Source organism: Kribbella sp. NPDC049227 (genome assembly GCF_043197265.1).
GTDB lineage: Bacteria > Actinomycetota > Actinomycetes > Propionibacteriales > Kribbellaceae > Kribbella.
This window is the reverse complement of sequence record NZ_JBICST010000011.1, coordinates 153,478-171,491: the sequence shown is the minus strand read 5'-3', so window position 1 is coordinate 171,491 and position 18,014 is coordinate 153,478. Positions and strand designations below refer to the sequence as shown.

The following is an 18,014-nucleotide window of genomic DNA, read 5'->3' as shown; positions in this document are numbered from 1 at the left end:
CCTGGAGGCCGTGCCTACGTACAGTGACGACGGCCAGTGGTGGTGGGACGGCCGCAACTGGCAGCCGGTCCCCCAGCAACCACCACAGCAGCCGCAGTACCCGGGGCCGCAGCAGTACGCCGGCCCGCCGCAGTATCCGGGGCCGCAGCAGCAGTTCCCCGGGCAGCAGCCGCCGTACCCGCAGCAGGGGTTCTACGGGCAGCCGGAGCCGCCGCGGAAGGGTCGTACGGCCTGGATCGTGGTCGGCGCCGTACTGCTCGCGATCGGCATCCCGGCCGGCATCGTCGCCTGGCGCGCCACCTCCGGCGACGACAACGAGGCCGGCGGCGGCAGCGGCACCAGCGCCTCGGCGCCGAAGGGCAAGAGCCTCGAGCCCGGCCAGTCCGTCACCGAGCAGTCCCTCGCCGAGGTCGATCCTGCGACGTTCTACGAGAGCGTCGTCAAGCGCCAGATGACCGCGCCGATCGGCCGGGTGAAGTCCAGCATGTTCGGGGACCCGCAGAAGTTCGCGTCCCGCCAACTGTTCCCGATCACCGACATCGCGATCGACCACGCGAGCGACAAGTTCTACTACTTCCAGACCATCCTCAGCGGACCGAAGGACGACGAGCCGACCAACATCGCCTGCGCGGGCAGCAAGGAGATGCACTGGTCGAACTACAGCAAGAAGTGGGAACAGAGCTCGTTCACGACCAACACCTGCACGAAGAAGCCGTTCATGGGCGGCGGTGACGGCGTCTTCTCCAGCGGGCTGACCGCGGACCAGGCGGACAAGGTGCTCGCGAAGCTGCGCACGTACAAGGGCTATGTGAACGTCGCCAAGCCGACGCTGCTGTCGGCCGGCGGCTCGACGTACGTCCGCCAGGTCGTCGACTTCAAGCCGATCACCCTGGCCGACAAGAACTACTGGGGTTCGGCGATCTCGATGTGGGCGTTCCGCGACGCCGGTCTGGATCCGGTGACCTGGCCGTGGTCGAACCCGTTCAACCTGACCGAGGGCATCCACATGGTGTATTACCTCGACACCAGGACCCTGCTTCCGGTCGCGGCGTTCCAGAAGGGCATCGACACTCCGGCCGGCAACGGTGAGCCGGCCGTCAAACGCACCACCATCCAGGTCGTCAACTACGCGTTCCCGAAGACCCTGCCGCCGATGGTCCTCGGCCGAACTGCGAACACGCTGTCGCTGACCCTCCCGGAAGGCTGGAAGGTCGTCTAGCCGCGATGCCCTAGGCTCAGGGGCAGGAGTTCCGAGCCGAGGGAGTGGGATGAGCACGCAGCAGGGCTGGCCGGCACCGAAGGCCCACGGACCGGTCAGCGGCCGGGTCACGGTGCCCGGATCGAAGTCGATCAGCAACCGTGCCCTCATCCTCGCCGCGCTCGCCGACGGCCCGTCGCAGCTCACCGGTCTGCTCGCCGCACGCGACACCGCGCTGATGCGCGCCGCGCTCGTCTCACTCGGTGTCGGCATCGCGGACAACGGCTCCGCCGTGACGGTGACCCCGGGCTCACTCAAGGGCCCGGCGTCCGTCGACTGCGGTCTCGCCGGCACTGTGATGCGCTTCGTGCCGCCGGTCGCCGCATTGGCCGATGGCGTGGTCGAGTTCGACGGCGACCCGTACGCGCGGGAGCGCCCGATGGGCGTCATCCTCGACGCACTGCGCGCGCTCGGCGTCCGGATCGACGACCAGGGCACCGGCAGGATGCCGTACTCCGTGTCCGGTGCGGGCGCGGTCCGTGGCGGGAAGGTCACGCTGGACGCGTCCGGGTCGAGTCAGTTCGTGTCGGCCCTACTGCTCGCCGGAGCCCGGTACGACGAGGGCGTCGACATCCGCCACGACGGGAAGCCGGTGCCGTCGCAGCCGCACCTGGACATGTCGGTGGCGATGCTGCGCGAACGCGGCGTCCAGGTCGACGACAGCGAACCGAACCGCTGGGTCGTTGCCCCCGGCCCCATTCGGGCGATGGACGCCACGATCGAGCCGGACCTGTCCAACGCCGCGCCGTTCCTGGCCGCGGCGGTCCTCACCGCGGGCGAGGTCACCGTGACCGGCTGGCCGGAGCAGACCACGCAGCCCGGCGGTCAACTCGGCGACATCTTCACCCGGTTCGGTGCCGAGGTGACTCGCACCGCCGACGGCCTCACCGTCCGGGGCACCGGCCGAGTGCAGGCCGTCGACCTCGACCTGAGCGAGGTCGGTGAGCTCAGCCCGGTCATCGCGGCGGTGGCCGCGTTCGCGGAAGGACCGTCGTACCTTCGGGGAATCGCGCATCTGCGCAACCACGAGACGGACCGGCTGGCGGGGCTCGAGCACGAGTTCAACGCGCTCGGTGGGGACGTGACGCAGACTGCGGACGGGCTGGAGATCCGGCCTCAGCGCTTGCAGGGTGGGCTTTTCGGGACCTACAACGACCATCGGATGGCCCACGCCGCCGCCGTGGTCGGATTGCTCGTGGACGGGCTGGAGATCGAGAACATCGGGACCACGGCGAAGACCCTGCCCGAGTTCCCCGACATGTGGTCGGGGCTCACGAGCTGATGTCGCGGTACGACGAGGAGGCCCGGTACGACCGGCCGAAGCGCCGGACCCGGCCGCGGACCAAGGACCGCCCCTCGTACGACGACGCCGTCACCGGCATCGTGATCACGCGTGACCGCGGCCGCTACACCTGCTGGGTCGACGACCGGCAGGTGACCGCGATGAAGGCGCGGCAGCTCGGCCGCACGGGCGTGATCGTCGGCGACCGGGTCAGGCTCGCCGGCGACGCGAGCGGTGACGAGGGCACGCTGGCCCGGATCGTCGAGGTTCTCCCCCGGACGACGCTGCTGCGCCGGTCGGCCGATGACGACGACCCGGTGGAGCGGCCGCTGGTGGCGAACGCGGACCAACTCGTCATCGTCGTCGCCGTCGCAAACCCGGAGCCGCGGACCGGCCTGATCGACCGCTTCCTGGTCGCGGCGTACGACGCGGGAATGCGGCCGCTGCTGTGCCTGACGAAGACCGACCTCGCCGACCCGGATCCGCTGCTGTCGATCTACCGCCCGCTCGGGGTCGAGTCGGTGGCCACGCGGCAAGGCGGCGACCTGGCTGAGCTACGTGAGCAACTCCAGGACCGGATCAGCGTCCTGGTCGGCCACTCCGGCGTCGGCAAGTCGACGCTGGTCAACGGGCTGATTCCCGGTGCCGACCGCGCGATCGGCGTCGTCAACGAGGTGACCGGCCGCGGGCGTCACACCTCGACGAACACCTTGGTCCTCCGTCTGCCGGACGGCGGCTGGCTGATCGACACGCCCGGCATTCGTTCCTTCGGCCTGGCCCACGTCGACCCGGGCAAAGTCATCGATGCCTTCCCCGACCTGGCCGAGGTCACCGAGTCCTGTCCACGGGGCTGCACCCACACCGAGTCCGCCCCCGACTGCGGCCTGGACGACGCAGTCGCCGAAGGTCGACTCGACCCCGACCGGGTGGCGTCCTTCCGCCGCCTCCTGGCCAGCCGCGAAGGCCGCACCCAGGCAGTACCGGAGCAGGACGTCACTTAGGCGGAAGCTGACCCGTCCAGACGGCCTTGGCGCCGGCGTCGCCGGTGCGGATCGTCTGGTAGATGACGAGAACGCCGATGACCACGACGGCGGCGCTGGTGACGAGCTCCAGCGGGCGGCTCTTGGTTGCCTTGGCACCCTTTCCGCTCGCCAGCGACGACGGCCCGCTCAGCACCAGGACCGCGATCACGGCGATCACCGCGAAGGCCAGGCAGAACCAGAACAGCAGATCACCCCGGTCCTCGTGCAGCTTGATCGGCTGCTGCAGCGACGGGACCGCGGCGACGAACGCCTCCCCGCTCTTCTTCGCCACGAACGCGCACACCAGCGCCCCGATCCCCAGCACCAACGCCGGCCAGCGCAGGAACCACCGCCACCGTGGCACCACCGCGAAGACGATCAGGGTCAGGGCCGCGATCGGTAGCGCCACCACGGCCAAATGGATCACGAGCACGTGTAGCGGCAGGTCCCCGAAGCGCTCGAACATTGACGCCTCCTGGCAGTCATAGAACGTGGTCCGACTCTAGTAGCCCGCACGGGCTACTTACTGCACGTTCAATCAACCGATTGGGTTCAATTCGCGTCGCAACCGATCCGCAACGTTTGCGGACAGCCCGCCCGCTGAGCGGGGGAACGGGCTAGCCTTCCGGCATGCCCTCGCACACGGATGACCTGCGGCTCGCCCACATCCTGGCCGACGACGCGGACTCGACCACGATGGACCGCTACAAGGCGCTCGACCTGCATGTGGCCACCAAGCCGGATCTGTCCCCGGTCAGCGAGTCCGACAGCAAGGTCGAGGACGTGATGCGCAAGACGCTGGCCCGGGCCCGGCCGCGGGACGCGTTCGTGGGCGAGGAGGAAGGCACCACCGGCTGGGGCGTACGGCGCTGGGTCGTCGACCCGATCGACGGCACCAAGAACTACATCCGTGGCGTCCCGGTCTGGGCGACGCTGATCAGCCTGATGATCGAGGACCAGGTGGTCGTCGGAGTGGTGTCCGCCCCGGCGCTGGGCAAGCGCTGGTGGGCGTCGTACGGCGATGGCGCCTGGACCGGCCGCGCGCTGATGTCCGCGCAGCCGTGCCGGGTCAGCGACGTGAGCCGGATCGAGGACGCGTCGCTGTCGTACGCCTCGCTCAAGGGCTGGGAGAAGATCGGCCGGAAGAACCAGTGGGCCGAGCTGATGGAGTCCTGCTGGCGCACCCGCGCGTACGGCGACTTCTGGTCGTACATGCTGGTCGCCGAAGGCGCGGTCGACATCGCCGCCGAGCCCGAGCTCAACCTGTACGACATGGCCGCACTGGCGATCATCGTCGACGAGGCCGGCGGCAAGTTCACCTCGGTCGACGGCACCCCCGGTCCGAACGGCGCGAACGCCGTCGCCACCAACGGCCGCCTGCACGACGAGGTCCTCAAGCGCCTCGAGTGATGCGCCCTTGCAGGAACTCGGCCTCCACGGCGTTGCTGGTGAACGCCAGCGCCTCCTCGTACGCCGCTCGCGCCTCCTCCACGCGCCCCGTCCGCCACAACAGCTCCGCCCGCGTCGACGCCAGATAGGGGTACGTCGCCAACGCCGGATCATCGGCCAGCTCCGCCAGGGCCGCCTCGGGGCCGGACACGTAGCTGAGCGCAACCACCCGGTTCAGCGCGACCACCGGAGACGGCCAGCGCGCCAGCAACACGTCGTACAACCCGAGGATCTCCGCCCAGTCGGTGTCCTCCCAGCGCTGAGCCTCGGCATGGACGGCAGCGATCGCCGCCATCAGCCCGAACCGTCCGACCGACCGGCTCAGCGCCTCCCGCACCAGCGCCAGCCCCTCATCGATCAGCTCCCGGTCCCACAGCGAGCGATCCTGGTCCTCCATCAGCACCAACCGCCCGGCCTCGTCGACCCGCGCTGCCTGCCTGGCCTCCGTCAGCACAAGCAGCGCGAGCAGACCCGACGCCTCCCCGCTGTCCGGCAGCAGCAACCGCATCATCCGAGCGAGATCGATCCCCCGCCGCGCCAGGTCCGGCCGCGTCAGCCCTTCCCCGTCCGCCGCCGTGTGGCCGGCCGTGTAGACCAGATGGACGACGTCCAGCACCGCGTCGATGCGCTCCGGCAGGTCCGCCCGCCGCGGGATCCGGTACGGGATCCCCGACCGCGAGATCTTGTGCTTGGCCCGGGTGATCCGGGCCTGCATCGTGGCTTCCTTCACCAGGAACGCCCTCGCGATCTCGGCCGACGACAACCCGCACACCAGCCGCAGCGTCAACGCGATCTGCGCCTCCTGAGCCAGCGCCGGGTGACAGCAGGTGAACACGAGCCGCAACCGATCGTCCGGGAACACCTCGGCCGAGAAGTCGTCGTCCACCGGGTCCGGCATCAACAGCGGGAGCTTCCGCTGCGCGACGTCGGCCCGCCGCCGCAACTCCAGCGCGCGCCGCGTCGCGACCGTCGTCAGCCACGCCCCCGGCCGCCGCGGCACGCCCTGCTCACGCCAGTGCACCAACGCCTTGGCGTACGCGTCCTGCACGCAGTCCTCGGCCAGATCCAGATCGGCCGCGACGCGTGCGGTGGCAGCGAGGACGAAGGCCCACTCGCTCGAGTGGGCCTCCGCCACCGCCGCGGAGACCGAGTCAGCCACCGTTGATGATCGGGCGTACCTCGACGCCACCCATCGGGGACGGGACCTGCTTGGCGATCGCGAGCGCCTCGTCCAGGTCGGCCGCCTCGATGATGTAGTAGCCGCCCATCACCTCCTTGGTCTCCGCGAACGTCCCGTCGGTGACGACGTACCCGCCGCTGCCGTCAGTCCGGATCGACGTCGCCGTGGTGCTTCCGTCCAGCTGCCCGCCGCCGCGCAGGGCCGGACCGTTGGCCTCCGCGAAGGCCTGGTGGTTCTTGTGGTTCTGCTCCATCACCGACGGGTCGGCCGCGTCCCACTTGGCCTCGTCGTCGTAGATCATCACCAGGTACTTGCCCACTGATGTCACCTCTCTCATGGTCTGCCGGTTCCAGCATTCACCACTCCGATGCGCGACCCCTGCGCGGATCGACACCACCGGCGGAGAATTTCCGGACCACGTAGGGTGGCGGCATGCCCTTGACCTACCCCATCGCGGAGCAGACGCTGGACAACGGCTTACGCGTCGTCGTCAGCTCGGACCGCGCCGTCCCGATCGTCGCGGTGAACCTCTGGTACGACGTCGGATCGCGCCACGAGCCGACGGGGCTGACCGGGTTCGCGCACCTGTTCGAGCACTTGATGTTCCAGGGATCGCGCAACGTCGCCTCCGGTCAGCACTTCAGCCTGCTGGAGAACGCCGGTGCCAGTCTGAACGCGAGCACGTTCTTCGACCGGACGAACTACTTCGAGTCACTGCCCAGCGGCGGCCTGGACCTCGCCCTGTGGCTCGAGGCGGACCGGATGGGTTACCTGCTCGACGCGGTCAACCAGGAGAACCTGGACAACCAGCGCGACGTGGTCAAGGAGGAGAAGCGGCAGAGCTACGACAACCGCCCGTACGGCGACTCGTACGAGCGGCTGGTCCGGCTCGCCTTCCCCGCGGACCACCCGTACGCGCACATGACGATCGGCTCGATGGCCGACCTGGACGCGGCGTCGGTGGAGGACGTGCACGCGTTCTTCCGCAAGTACTACGGCCCGAACAACGCGGTCCTGACGATCGTCGGCGACGTCTCGGTGGAGGACGCGTTCGACGCCGCCAAGCGGTACTTCGGCCACCTGCCGGCGATCCCGCGGCCGCCGGCCGCCCCGGACGGCACGATCGGGCCGCTCACCGAGGTCCACCGCGACGACGTCGTCTCCGACGTACCGTCCGACCTGATCACGATGATGTTCCGGGTGCCCATGGACGGGACGCCGGAGCTGGACGCGGCCGGGCTCGCGCTCGACGTCCTCGCCGCCGGGCAGAGCGGCCGGCTGAACCGGCGGCTCGTCCGCGACGAGCAGATCGCGCAGTCGGTCTCGGGCGGTGCGCTGCCGCTGATCGGCGGGGTGTCGTTCGGTACGCTGACCGGCATCGCCTCCGACGGCGTGGACCTGCAGAAGGTCGAGGACGCGCTGCTCGAGGAGGTCGAGAAGCTCGCCGAGAACGGCGTCACCGAGGACGAACTGGCGACCGTGCAGGCACAGGCGGAGCGGGACTGGCTGGAGCAGTTGTCCACCTGCGCCGGGCGGGCCGACGAGATCTCCCACCACGCGCTGCTGTTCGGCGACCCGAACCGGATCAACACCCGGATCGATCAGGTCCGTGCAGTGACCGTGGAGCAGGTGCAGGCGGCCGCGGCGCAGTGGATCCGCGCCGCCGGACGTGTGCAGGTCGCTTACCGCCGGTCGGAGAACGCAGGAGAGCAGGCATGAACCAGGTTCTGACCACCCCACCGGCCGTCGGTGCGCCGCGCCCGTGGACGTTCCCCGAGGCCACCACGACGACGACCAGCTCCGGCTCACCGGTGCACGTCTTCGATCGCCCCGGCCAGTACGTCGCCACGGTCCGCGTGACGATCGCGATGCCGCTGATCGCCGAACCGCGGGAGCTCGAGGGCGTCGCCACGATCATGTCCCGCACCCTCGACGAGGGCACCGAACTGCGTTCGGCCAACGAGTTCGCGGCCGCCCTGGAGCGGCACGGAGCGGCGTACGGCGTAGATGTCAGCTCGGACGCTCTGCACGTGGAGATCTCGGTCCCGGTGTCGCACCTGGCGCCGGCGGTCCAGCTGCTCGCGGAGGCGGTCACCCGGCCCGCGTTCAATCAGGCCGACGTCGGCCGGCACGTGACGATCCGGCTCGGCGAGATCAACCAGGAGCGCGCGAACGCCGGCTACCGGGCCCGTGAGGCCTTCTCGGGCCACCTGTTCGACCCGTCGACGCGGCGGTCCCGGCCGACCGCGGGCACCCCGGACACGATCCGCCCACTGACCAACACGCAGGTCGCCGACTTCTACCGCCGCAACATCGGCCCGGAGCGCGCGCAGCTGCTGTTCGCGGGCGACGCGACCGGCGTCGACGTGGCCGGCATCGTCGACGAGGCCTTCGGTGGCTGGACGTCGACCGCCGGTCCCGCGCTGGAGACGCCGGAGCCGCTGTACCTCGTGGGCAACCGCGTCGTGCTGGTCGACCGGCCTGGATCGGTCCAGAGCCAGCTGCTGATCGGCTGCGCCGGACCGGACCGTCGCGACCCCGCGTGGGGTGCGGCCGCGGTCGCGAACCACGTCGTCGGCGGCACGATCACCTCCCGGGTGGACACCGTGCTGCGCGAGGAGAAGGGCTACACCTACGGCACGCGGACCAGCTTCGCGGCGCCGCGCAAGGGTGGGACCTTCAGCCTCGGTGGCGCCGTCCGCACCGAGGTGACCGGTGCCGCGATCAGTGACGCACTGCGGATCCTGCGGGAGGCCCGCGACGGGCTGACCGAGCAGGAGGTCCAGGAGGCGAAGGACAGCCTGATCCGGACCGCCCCGCTGCGGTACGAGCAGGCCGATTCCGTCGCCCAGCAGGTCGGCAGCAACATCGCGAACGGCGTACCGATCGACTTCGCCGACACCTACCTGACCCAGATCGCCGCCACCACCGCGGCTGAGGCCACCGAGGCGTACCGGCGGTATGTGGGAACCGACGGGCTACTGGTCGTCGTCGTAGGGGAAGCCAAGGAAGTTCGTCCCCAGCTCGCCGGGCTGGACCTGGGTGAACTGATCGACGTGAGCTGAGGAGGACCGTTGCTCCTCTGCTCAGCGCCCGGCCCTGAGTAGAGGAGCACGATGATGTCGTTCGCCGAACGTCCCACCGACGCGACGGACCGCACGCACACCTTCTGGCCGGCGTACCCGGTCCAGCCTGGTTTCCCGGACCGGCCGGCGTACGGCATCCTGCAGGACCACTCGCAGGCCACCGTCTCGCTGGTCCTCGGCGCGATCGCGCTCTGCACCGGCTTCGTGTTCCTCTCGCCGGTGGCCTGGTGGCTCGGCAACCAGGCCCTTGCCGAGATCGACGCCTCCCCTGGCGTCTACAACAACCGGGGCATGGCCCAGGCCGGCCAGGTCTGCGGCATGATCGGCACCGCTCTCCTGGCCATCGGCCTGCTGTTCCTGGTGGCCATGGTCATCATGGTCCTGGCCGCCGCCTGACTCACTGCGGCACGATCAGACAGGTGACAGTCCGGTCGCCCTTCTGCCAGCCGTCCTGACTCGGCCGCAGGACGTAGACGTGCGACGGCCGATCGACCTGTTCCTTCGAGGCGATCCACCGGTTCCAGCATCCGTCCTCCGCCGGCTTGCTCATCGCCTCGTCGCTGAGCCACGGACCGTCCGGCACCGCGAACCGGGCGAACACCCGGCCGCCGTTGGGCTCGTCGCACGGCTTCACGACAACGTCCTTGACCTCTCCCTGCGGCAGGTCCTCGACACAGTCACCGACCTCGAGCTTGCTCCCCGGCCCAACCGGCTCACGCGCCGTGTGCGCCGCTGAGTCCGGATCGATCCGGTCCAGGAAATGATTGAGGATCCTCAGGTCCACGGACGTCCAGACGGCAGCGATCACGAACCCGGTGATCGCGATCCGCGCACCCTGCTCGCCTCTCTTCTTCGCCTGGTCGATCGCCTTGATCCCGAGCGGGATGCTGACCGGGACAAGCCCGAGGACGGCGAGGACGAGCGACAGCACCGCCTTCCGGTTGGTCGGCCTGAGCCCCGCCGAGACCGGCGGCATGGTCGGGAACGGCTGTGGCGGGCCGGGTTCCGGTTCCGGGTTCCCGGCCGGCGGCCGGGCACTGTATTCGGGGAACTTCGGCTCTCGCGGATGATTCATGGTCTCCCCCCAGGAGTTTGTTGTGTTCCTACCTCGGTGTGAGCAGACAGGTGACGCCTCGGTCCCCCAACCGCCAGGTCTGCTCAGTCGGTCCCAGGACGAAGATGTTCGACAGCTGATCGGCCTGCCCCGTCGAAGCGGACCATCGATCCCAGCACCCGTCCTTCACCTTCTGCTGGACTGGCTCCTGCCCGGGCCACGGCCCCGCCGGCAAGACGAACAGGGCGAACACCCGCCCACCGTTCGGCTGATCGCAGGGCGCCACGGTGACCTGCTTGACGGACCCTTCCTCCAGGTTCGCCACGCAGTCGCCGACCTTGAGCTCCTGCGGTCGCGTGGTCCGAGCCGTCGTCACCGGCCCCGACGCCACATCCCGATCCGGCGACTCGCCGTCGGTTTCGGCAACCCACACCACGATGCCCACGATCCACAGCCCGGACACCGCCAAGGCGGCGATCGCCTTGCCCCTCCCGGCCTGGTTACGGCCCGCGATCCGAACCAGCGCGGCGATCGCCATCGGGATGCTGAGCAGGACAGCGCCGAGGCAGCCGAAGACCAGCGCCACGATCGCCAACGTGCTGCTCCCACCCGGAGGTAGCCCTTCGATCGGCCGCATGTTCAGCAGGGGGCCGTCCCCGCCGCGCTTGCGTCGCGGACCGCGGTCCCACTTCGCGCCGCCGGTCTCGGCCGGCGGTCGGGCGGCGTACTCCGGGAACTTCGGCTCTCGCGGATCACTCATGTCTCCCCCCAGGAGCGTGTTGTTCCTACTTCGGTGTGAGCAGGCAGGTGGTGCCGCGGTCGCCCAGGCTCCAGCCGTCCTCGGTCGGGTGCAGGTAGAAGATGCTGGAATCCGCGGAAGCCTGCTGCTTCGACGCCTTCCAGCGGGTGGTGCAGCCGTTCTCGGCCGCCGTCTGGACCGCGGTCAGTCCCGGCCAGTCCCCCGCCGGCAGGTCGAAGACGGCGAACACCTTGCCGCCGTTCGGCTGATCGCACGGGACGACCTTGATGTTCGCGACCTCGCCCTCGTTGATCTCGCTCACGCAGTCGCCGACCCGGAGCTTGTCCGGTCGGGTGTTCTGCGTCGTGGTGACCTGTCCGGAGGCGTCCCGATCCGGCTCACCGTCACCGAACACGGCGATCGCGACCACGATGCCGACCAGCCAGAGACCGGAGACCGCCAGCCCGGCGATCGCCAGACCTTTGCCCTTCTGGCCTTTCTTCGGGATCTGGGTCAGCGCGACGATGCCGAGAATGACGCTGATCAGGATGCCGCCGAGCACCCCGAAGATCAGCGACAGGATCGCCGGCACACTCGTCTTCTGCGGCTGCCCCGGGTACGGCCCGGGACCGGGCATGCCGGGGTACGGCGGCTGCCCGCCGTACTGGGGTCCGGGGTATGGCTGGCCCTGGTACGGCGGTTGGCCCGGGTAGCCGGGCTGCTGCGGTGTGCCGTACGGGTTCCGCTGCGGTGATCCGCCGTACGGGGGTTGTTGCGGTGTGCCGCCGTGCGGGGGCTGCCCGGAGGACGGCGTACCGGAGTCACCGTCCGTGGGATGTCTCGGATCCATGCACGGACTGTAGTCCCCCGCCGGGGGCTTCCCGGTCGATCAGCTGGAGATGTAGTTGGACAGCTGCTCCCGCTCGAACTCGAGCTCGCCGATCCGGGACTTCACCACGTCACCGATGCTGACCAGTCCGGACAGGGCCCCGTCGACCACGACCGGCACGTGCCGGATCCGGTGCTCGGTCATCAGCCGCATCAGGTTGTCGATCAGTTCGTCCGGCGTACAGGTGCGGACCTCGGCGGTCATGATCGCGCTGACCCGGACGTCGCCCGCCTCCGGGGTGCCGTTCCACAGCCGGACGATGTCGCGCTCGGAGACGATGCCGGCCACCGACGACCCGTCCGGGCTGACCACGACCGCGCCGATGTTGTGTTCGGCCAGCAGTGCGAGCAGTTCGGTGACAGTGGCTTCTGGGGAGATGGTGACGACCTGGTTGCCCTTGCCGCGCAGTACGTCGTTGATCTTCACGGAGCCTCCTGCAGGATCGAAGGACCAATACCCCAAGGTAGCGAAATCCACCTCGATCCGGCAGCCCTCGCCTGTCACGCCCCGTGACAACGATGGACAACCGGTAACAGGAATCTGCCCCGGCGTGAGCTGCCCGCGCACGTAAGGTTGGGGGGTGAGCTTCATCGTGCCGGGCCAGGGGAAGAGGAACGAAGAGGTTGGGCGCTCCGAGGCCGGTGCGCCACCTTTTGTTCCTGGGGCAACGGACTTGCCGGCGTTCGAGGAGCCGCCGGAGGTTGCGGTCGCCGGGTGGCCGGAGGAGCTGCAGCAGGTGGTGCAGGACGACTTCCGGCGTACGAGCGCACTCGCCAGCTACCGCTGGAAAACGGCGGACACCGCGCTGCAGGATGTCGTCCGGGGGCTGGACGACCTGCTCGACCTCGTAGCCGAACGGATCGAGGCCGGCGAGCCGAAGCGGTCCCGGCGTCAGACCAAGAAGGCCACTCAGGGGACGGCCGCGGCCGCGTTGCTGGCCGAGCTGCCGTTCGCGGACGTGGCGGATCTGCTCGGCATCCCGGCCGACGAGATCGACGACATCCTCGTGCTCGCCACCCGCCGGTCGCGCGCGGATCGTCGTACGGCGCTGCGAGCCATCAAGCAGCTCCGTGCGCAGCTGCAGCACATCGAGATCACCAAGGACCACTCGCGCCTCAGCCGGCTGTTCAGCTTCATCGTCAGACTCTTCCTGGTGCTCGGCACCGCCGTCGGGTCGCAGTCGGTGTCCGAGTTGGTCGCGGGCGACCCGCAACTGGACGCGATGATTCAGACCGGGGTCGGCGCGCTGGTCGCGTTCGCGCTCGAACGCTCAACGGCGGCGCTGCGCGACGCCTGGCACGAACGCGAGCCCGCCACGGTCGCGGCCGAGGCCCACAAGGGTGTGCTCAAGGCGCTCGCGGATGCGGCGCCGGCCGACGACAACGAACGCATGGTCTGGGCCTTCCGGATCCTCGTGTGTTCGGCCCGCGCCTGGGTCGCGTGCTTCCAACTGGAATGGACCTTCACCGACAAACTCGAGTACTGGCAGGTGCTCGACGAAATCCCCGAAGCGATCCGCACCGACTCCGCCGACACCCTCCGGACCCTGCACCAACGCCTGGAGGCGCTCACACCGCCTAAGCCGTGATCGCAAGGTCTTCGTCGTAGGCGGTCTGGAGGTCTTCGTCCCAAGGCTCGGACTCGGCGGCGAGCGAATCGAGGACGGTCTCGGGGCGGGTTGCGCCCGAGATCACCGACAGGACGGGAGACGATGCGAGCAGGGCGCGCAGTTGCAGGCGTTGCCGGGAGACGCCGCGTGCGGCTGCCATCGCCGCCAGCCGTGGCGCAGTGGCCGACGAGCGCAGCGGCGAGTAGGCGAAGAACGGCACCTGGCCGGCTTCGCACCACGCGAGGACCTCGGCGGACTCGCGTCCCATCGCACTGTGCAGGTTCTGTACGGCGTCAACCCGAGCGATCGCGGTCGCGCGTTCGAGATCGGCCACGGTGACGTTCGACAGACCGATCCTTGCCAGCTTGCCTTCGTCGCGAAGGGCCGCCAGAGCCGACATGCCCTCTTCGACAGGCTGTTCGGCGAGGTCGACCCTGTGCAGGTAGTACAGCTCGAGACGCTCGCCTCCGAACACCCGCAGACTCGTCTCCACGTCCGACCGGATCCGGCCGGCGCTGATGTCCGCGTCCCACGTGCTCGCGCCCGTCCGCGAATGGCCGCCCTTCGTCCCGACGATCACGCCCGTACCGCGAGCCGCTTCCGCCGCCAGCTCCTCGCCGTACAACGGCGCATCGACCTGGGCGTACGCCCGCGCGGTGTCGAGAATCGCCGTACCTGCAGCGATCCCGGCCCGGATCATCGCAAGGTCAGCGGCCCGATCCCGAGCAACCATCGACACCCCGGCGACCCCAAGCCCAACCCGCCCGACAAGCTCCACCACCGCGCCTCCAACCAACCATGTCGTCTGCCGAGAGCGACAGTACGACGGATCGGCTACAGGTTGGTCTGGGCCTCGAGTTCGTCCGGGTAGCGGCCACCCTCGATCTCGATCTGCGCCGACGCCTCGGTGAGCTGAGCCAACTCGTCGGTGGACAGTGTGACGTCGGCGGCGGCGATGTTCTCCTCCATCCGATGCAGCTTGGTCGTGCCGGGAATCGGGACGATCCACGGCTCCTGCGCGAGCAGCCACGCGAGCGCGATCTGCGCAGGCGTCACCTCCTTCGCGGTCGCGAAGGATCGCACGAGCTCGACCATGGCGATGTTGTGCTGCAGGGCGTCGGCCCCGAAGCGCGGAATGCGTGCCCGCAGGTCGTTGTCCTTGTCGAAACTGCTCGACGGACTGAGGGTTCCGGTGAGGAATCCCTTGCCGAGTGGGCTGAAAGGCACGAACCCGATGCCGAGTTCTTCGCACGTGGCCAGGACCTCCTGCTCAGGACGTCGCCACCACAGTGAGTACTCGCTCTGGACCGCTGTCACCGGCTGTACGGCGTGGGCGCGACGGATCGTGCCGGCCGCTGCCTCGGACATCCCGTAACGCTTGACCTTGCCGGCCTCGATCAGCTCCTTCACCGCCCCGGCGAACTCCTCGATCGGAACGTCCGGATTGACCCGATGCTGGTAGTAGAGGTCGATCGCGTCGACTCCGAGCCGCCGCAGCGAGCCCTCGACGACGCCGGCGAGCTCCTCGGGGCGCAGCATCCGGCCTCGCGGCTTGCGTTCCACCGGGTCGATGTCGGACGCGAACTTCGTCGCGATGGTCACGCGGTCCAGGTACGGCGCGAGCGCCTCGCCGACGAGCTCCTCGTTCGCGTGCGGGCCGTAGATCTCCGCGGTGTCGAAGAAGGTGACACCGCGATCCACGGCGGCGTGCAGCAGTCTGATCATCTCCGGCCGGTCGGGCCGGCCGGAGTAGCCGCCGGTCATCGTCATACAACCGAGCCCAACGGCCGAGACCGTCAGGCCGCCAGTGCCAAGGGTGCGTTCGTGCATGGTCTGTTCTCCTGATGTGCTGGTTGGCTGCCCGGGACCTGCGCCGTACGGCGTTCAGTCAACGCGGATCGATCGCTGCGCGGGAGGTCGGGCTGAACCGGGTTCCGACAGAACCCCCCTCACCGGCCACCGGGTTCGTACGCTGGAAGGCATGGGCACCGAGAACCGGAAGCAGGCGCGCGACTTCCTCGTCAGCCGGCGGGGGAAGGTCACCCCGGAGCAGGCTGGCCTGCAGCACTACGGGGGCAATCGGCGCGTGCCGGGCCTGCGTCGCGAGGAAGTGGCGCTGCTGGCCGGACTCAGCGTCGACTACTACGCGCGGATCGAGAAGGGCAACATCTCCGGTGTCTCCGAGAGTGTGCTGCACTCCATCTCCGACGCCCTTCAGCTCGACGAAGCCGAACGTACGTACCTGTTCGATCTCGCCCGCACCGCGAACTCCAGCAGCCGGACTCCTCGCCGGGAACCCGCACGGCGAGTCCGGCCCGCCGTTCAGCGGATCCTCGACGGCATGGCGGCCACCCCCGCGCTCGTCCGCAACGGCCGCCTCGACATCCTCGCCGCCAACGCACTCGGCCGGGCTCTGTTCGCACCGGTCTTCGACAGCGCCGTCAACGCTCCCGGCCAAGCACCGAACTTCGCCCGATTCGGCTTCCTCGACCCCGGCGCCCGCGATTTCTACCCCGACTGGGCCTTGTCCGCCAACACCAACGTCGCCATCCTGCGCACCGAGGCCGGGCGCGATCCGTACAACAAGGACCTCACCGACCTGATCGGCGAACTCAGCACCCGCAGCGACGACTTCCGCACCCGCTGGGCCGACCAGAACGTCCGCCTCCACCGCACCGGCACCAAGTCCTTCCGCCACCCCGTCGTCGGCGAACTCACCGTCGACTTCGAAGCCATGGAACTGTCCGCCGATGCCGGCCTCACCCTGACCGCTTACACCCCCGAACCAGTCTCACCATCCGCCGACGCCCTCAACCTCCTCGGCAGCTGGATTTCGAGCGCTACCGCACGAGAGCAACCGGCTTCCGGTACTGCGTGAAGCCTTCGATCGTCACCGGTCGATCAGTGGGAGGGCTGGGAAAGTGTGGTGCTGCCACAGGAGGCGGGAGGCTTCCTCCGGGTAGGTGGTGACTGCTGGTTCGGTGTCGAGGAGTTGGACGAGCCGCTGGTCGTCGTACGTCGGCCAGCCGGGGTCGCCGTCGGTGGCGAACGCCGTCCAGGCGGCGCGGATCCGTGCGGACAGCGCCTCCGCCTCCGCGGACGGGGGATCGCCGATCAGGAAGGCGGGCTGGCCGCTGCTCAGGTTGCCGAAGACGAGGGGTACGTCGAGGCCGTGGCAGGCACCGAGTCCGCCGCCCAAGCCTGGCGCGGGCCAGGTCAGCTCGTAGAGGTGGGTGCGTCCACCCGAGGCGGCGTGCGCCTGGGCGAGGTGGAGCGTCGGCATGCGAAACAGCCAGTCGGAGTTGACCAATTCATAGAGCTCCTCCGGGCCGGCGACCGGGAACGCCTCGCGGTAGCTGCGTGCGCCGTCCGGGGCGAGGGTGCGCAGCGCGGTCTCGGCCTGTTCCTCGGTCACCTGGCCCAGCACGCCCTCGATCAGGCTGAACAGCCGGTGCTCGTCACGGACATGCCCGATCAGCAGATCGACGTCCCGGCCGGCACCGTTGGCCAAAGCCTCCCACGGCGTCGCCGGGAGTACGTCGCCGTCGACCACGGGAGCGTACGGGATCCGCCGGTAGGTGATCGGGCCCCAACGGTCCTTCCACTCATCCATCTTCGCGAACACGGCGTCGCCCGCGGCGGACAACAGAGACGGATCCACGGCGGACAGATCGGCCATCGTTGGCCGCACCTCCAATTCGGCGGCGCAGGCGACGGCGATGTCGGCGGCGAGCTCGGGCGAGAAGAACGTCCCGGGCACGCTCTGTGCGACGGCCCGACGGAACAGCCCGGCCGCTCGCGGCATGGCCAGCAGCGCGGCGACCGATCCGCCACCCGCCGACTGGCCGAAGACCGTCACCCGATCCGGGTCGCCGCCGAAGCCCCGGATGTTGTCGCGCACCCACTCCAGCGCGGCAACCTGGTCGAGCAGACCCCGGTTGGCAGGCGCGCCGTCGATCTGCACGAACCCTTCGACGCCCAGCCGATAGTTGAGCGTCACCACGACCACACCGCCGGCAGCCAGCCGACCACCATCGAACTCCGGAAGACTCGACGTCCCCACCGCATACCCGCCGCCAGGAATCCACACCAGCACAGGCAAACCGGCCCCCGGCGCCGGATCCGGCGACCACACGTTCACCGAAAGCCAGTCGTCGCCCGCACCCTCCTCCGGGCGCGCACCCATCGCCAGCACACCGGCCTGCGGAGGCGGCGGCCCGTACGAGTCCGCCGCCCGCACCCCCGTCCAACCACCCACAGCCCGCGGCGCCGCAAACCGAAGCTCCCCCACAGGCGGCTCGGCATACGGCACACCCCGAAAGACCGCCACCCCCGCCGCCCACCCACCACGCAGCACCCCAGCCCTCGCACGAACTTCAGGCCCCGCGCCGACTGTCACGACGGTCTCCCTCCGAAGAACCGGGCAGAGCACACAACCACCCGATT

The 18,014-nt window shown here is 69.5% G+C and carries 19 protein-coding genes; 9 read left to right on the top strand and 10 right to left on the bottom strand.

All coding sequences use genetic code 11. The annotated features are described in order from the left end of the window. Positions 1–10 precede the first annotated feature (10 nt). From ACGFH6_RS41735 to rsgA, 3 genes are read left to right on the top strand one after another with little or no spacing between them, the layout of a single operon-like run. Entirely contained in the window at positions 11–1,219 is a 1,209-nt protein-coding gene (locus tag ACGFH6_RS41735) for a hypothetical protein (RefSeq protein ID WP_393396341.1), read from the top strand. 49 nt (positions 1,220–1,268) lie between these two features. After that, on the top strand, positions 1,269–2,540 hold the full coding sequence (gene aroA, locus ACGFH6_RS41730) for a 3-phosphoshikimate 1-carboxyvinyltransferase (protein ID WP_393396339.1): 1,272 nt from the start codon (positions 1,269–1,271) through the stop codon (positions 2,538–2,540). Then, entirely contained in the window at positions 2,540–3,541 is a 1,002-nt protein-coding gene (rsgA, locus tag ACGFH6_RS41725; protein WP_393396337.1) for a ribosome small subunit-dependent GTPase A, read from the top strand. The genes aroA and rsgA overlap by 1 nt, the downstream gene beginning before the upstream one ends. Here the strand turns inward: rsgA and ACGFH6_RS41720 are convergent. Continuing rightward, on the bottom strand, positions 3,534–4,028 hold the full coding sequence (locus ACGFH6_RS41720) for a DUF2231 domain-containing protein (RefSeq protein ID WP_393396335.1): 495 nt from the start codon (positions 4,026–4,028) through the stop codon (positions 3,534–3,536). The genes rsgA and ACGFH6_RS41720 overlap by 8 nt on opposite strands. Before the next feature lie 164 nt (positions 4,029–4,192). Here ACGFH6_RS41720 and hisN point away from each other — a divergent pair, with 164 nt between their 5' ends. Beyond that, complete coding sequence (hisN, locus tag ACGFH6_RS41715; RefSeq protein ID WP_393396333.1) at positions 4,193–4,972, top strand: histidinol-phosphatase; 780 nt, start codon at positions 4,193–4,195, stop codon at positions 4,970–4,972. Here the strand turns inward: hisN and ACGFH6_RS41710 are convergent. Together ACGFH6_RS41710 and ACGFH6_RS41705 are read right to left on the bottom strand one after the other, a co-directional pair. Next, positions 4,956–6,170 carry an RNA polymerase sigma factor gene (locus tag ACGFH6_RS41710; RefSeq protein ID WP_393396331.1) on the bottom strand — a complete coding sequence of 405 codons (1,215 nt, stop codon included), beginning with the start codon at positions 6,168–6,170 and terminating at the stop codon, positions 4,956–4,958. The genes hisN and ACGFH6_RS41710 overlap by 17 nt on opposite strands. Then, positions 6,163–6,519 carry a YciI family protein gene (locus ACGFH6_RS41705; protein ID WP_393396329.1) on the bottom strand — a complete coding sequence of 119 codons (357 nt, stop codon included), beginning with the start codon at positions 6,517–6,519 and terminating at the stop codon, positions 6,163–6,165. The genes ACGFH6_RS41710 and ACGFH6_RS41705 overlap by 8 nt, the downstream gene beginning before the upstream one ends. A gap of 104 nt (positions 6,520–6,623) precedes the next feature. Between ACGFH6_RS41705 and ACGFH6_RS41700 the strand changes: the two genes are divergently transcribed. The 3 genes from ACGFH6_RS41700 to ACGFH6_RS41690 are packed head-to-tail and all read left to right on the top strand — an operon-like array spanning position 6,624 to position 9,673. Further along, the gene (locus ACGFH6_RS41700; protein WP_393396327.1) at positions 6,624–7,910 is read left to right on the top strand and encodes a M16 family metallopeptidase; all 1,287 of its coding nucleotides are present in this window, start codon (positions 6,624–6,626) and stop codon (positions 7,908–7,910) included. Then, positions 7,907–9,256, top strand: a complete 1,350-nt coding sequence (locus ACGFH6_RS41695) for a M16 family metallopeptidase (protein ID WP_393396325.1) — start codon at positions 7,907–7,909, stop codon at positions 9,254–9,256. The genes ACGFH6_RS41700 and ACGFH6_RS41695 overlap by 4 nt, the downstream gene beginning before the upstream one ends. Before the next feature lie 54 nt (positions 9,257–9,310). After that, positions 9,311–9,673, top strand: coding sequence for a DUF4190 domain-containing protein (locus tag ACGFH6_RS41690; protein WP_393396323.1), 363 nt, complete (start codon positions 9,311–9,313; stop codon positions 9,671–9,673). A gap of 1 nt (position 9,674) precedes the next feature. Here ACGFH6_RS41690 and ACGFH6_RS41685 read toward each other — a convergent pair whose 3' ends face one another. Genes ACGFH6_RS41685 through ACGFH6_RS41670 form a run of 4 tightly spaced genes read right to left on the bottom strand, consistent with a single transcriptional unit; the run spans position 9,675 to position 12,385 of the window. Beyond that, on the bottom strand, positions 9,675–10,352 hold the full coding sequence (locus ACGFH6_RS41685) for a hypothetical protein (RefSeq protein ID WP_393396321.1): 678 nt from the start codon (positions 10,350–10,352) through the stop codon (positions 9,675–9,677). Between the two features lie 28 nt (positions 10,353–10,380). After that, the gene (locus ACGFH6_RS41680; protein WP_393396319.1) at positions 10,381–11,091 is read right to left on the bottom strand and encodes a septum formation family protein; all 711 of its coding nucleotides are present in this window, start codon (positions 11,089–11,091) and stop codon (positions 10,381–10,383) included. A gap of 25 nt (positions 11,092–11,116) precedes the next feature. Beyond that, positions 11,117–11,920: a DUF4190 domain-containing protein gene (locus ACGFH6_RS41675; protein ID WP_393396317.1), complete on the bottom strand. Its 804-nt coding sequence runs from the start codon at positions 11,918–11,920 to the stop codon at positions 11,117–11,119. 39 nt (positions 11,921–11,959) lie between these two features. Further along, positions 11,960–12,385, bottom strand: a complete 426-nt coding sequence (locus ACGFH6_RS41670; protein WP_131516222.1) for a CBS domain-containing protein — start codon at positions 12,383–12,385, stop codon at positions 11,960–11,962. A 154-nt stretch (positions 12,386–12,539) separates the two neighbouring features. Here ACGFH6_RS41670 and ACGFH6_RS41665 point away from each other — a divergent pair, with 154 nt between their 5' ends. Further along, positions 12,540–13,547, top strand: coding sequence for a hypothetical protein (locus ACGFH6_RS41665; RefSeq protein WP_393396314.1), 1,008 nt, complete (start codon positions 12,540–12,542; stop codon positions 13,545–13,547). On the opposite strand, the gene ACGFH6_RS41660 is transcribed toward ACGFH6_RS41665, so the two are convergent. Both ACGFH6_RS41660 and ACGFH6_RS41655 read right to left on the bottom strand, forming a co-directional pair. Next, positions 13,537–14,349, bottom strand: coding sequence for an aldo/keto reductase (locus ACGFH6_RS41660; protein ID WP_393396312.1), 813 nt, complete (start codon positions 14,347–14,349; stop codon positions 13,537–13,539). The genes ACGFH6_RS41665 and ACGFH6_RS41660 overlap by 11 nt on opposite strands. A 53-nt stretch (positions 14,350–14,402) precedes the next feature. After that, positions 14,403–15,398 (bottom strand): aldo/keto reductase, encoded by a 996-nt coding sequence (locus ACGFH6_RS41655; protein WP_393396310.1) that lies wholly within the window; start codon positions 15,396–15,398, stop codon positions 14,403–14,405. A 151-nt stretch (positions 15,399–15,549) separates the two neighbouring features. On the opposite strand from ACGFH6_RS41655, the gene ACGFH6_RS41650 reads away from it, so the two are divergent. After that, positions 15,550–16,446: a helix-turn-helix domain-containing protein gene (locus ACGFH6_RS41650; protein ID WP_393396308.1), complete on the top strand. Its 897-nt coding sequence runs from the start codon at positions 15,550–15,552 to the stop codon at positions 16,444–16,446. A 12-nt stretch (positions 16,447–16,458) separates the two neighbouring features. On the opposite strand, the gene ACGFH6_RS41645 is transcribed toward ACGFH6_RS41650, so the two are convergent. Beyond that, positions 16,459–17,967, bottom strand: a complete 1,509-nt coding sequence (locus ACGFH6_RS41645) for a carboxylesterase/lipase family protein (protein WP_393396306.1) — start codon at positions 17,965–17,967, stop codon at positions 16,459–16,461. Between the last annotated feature and the right edge of the window lie 47 nt (positions 17,968–18,014).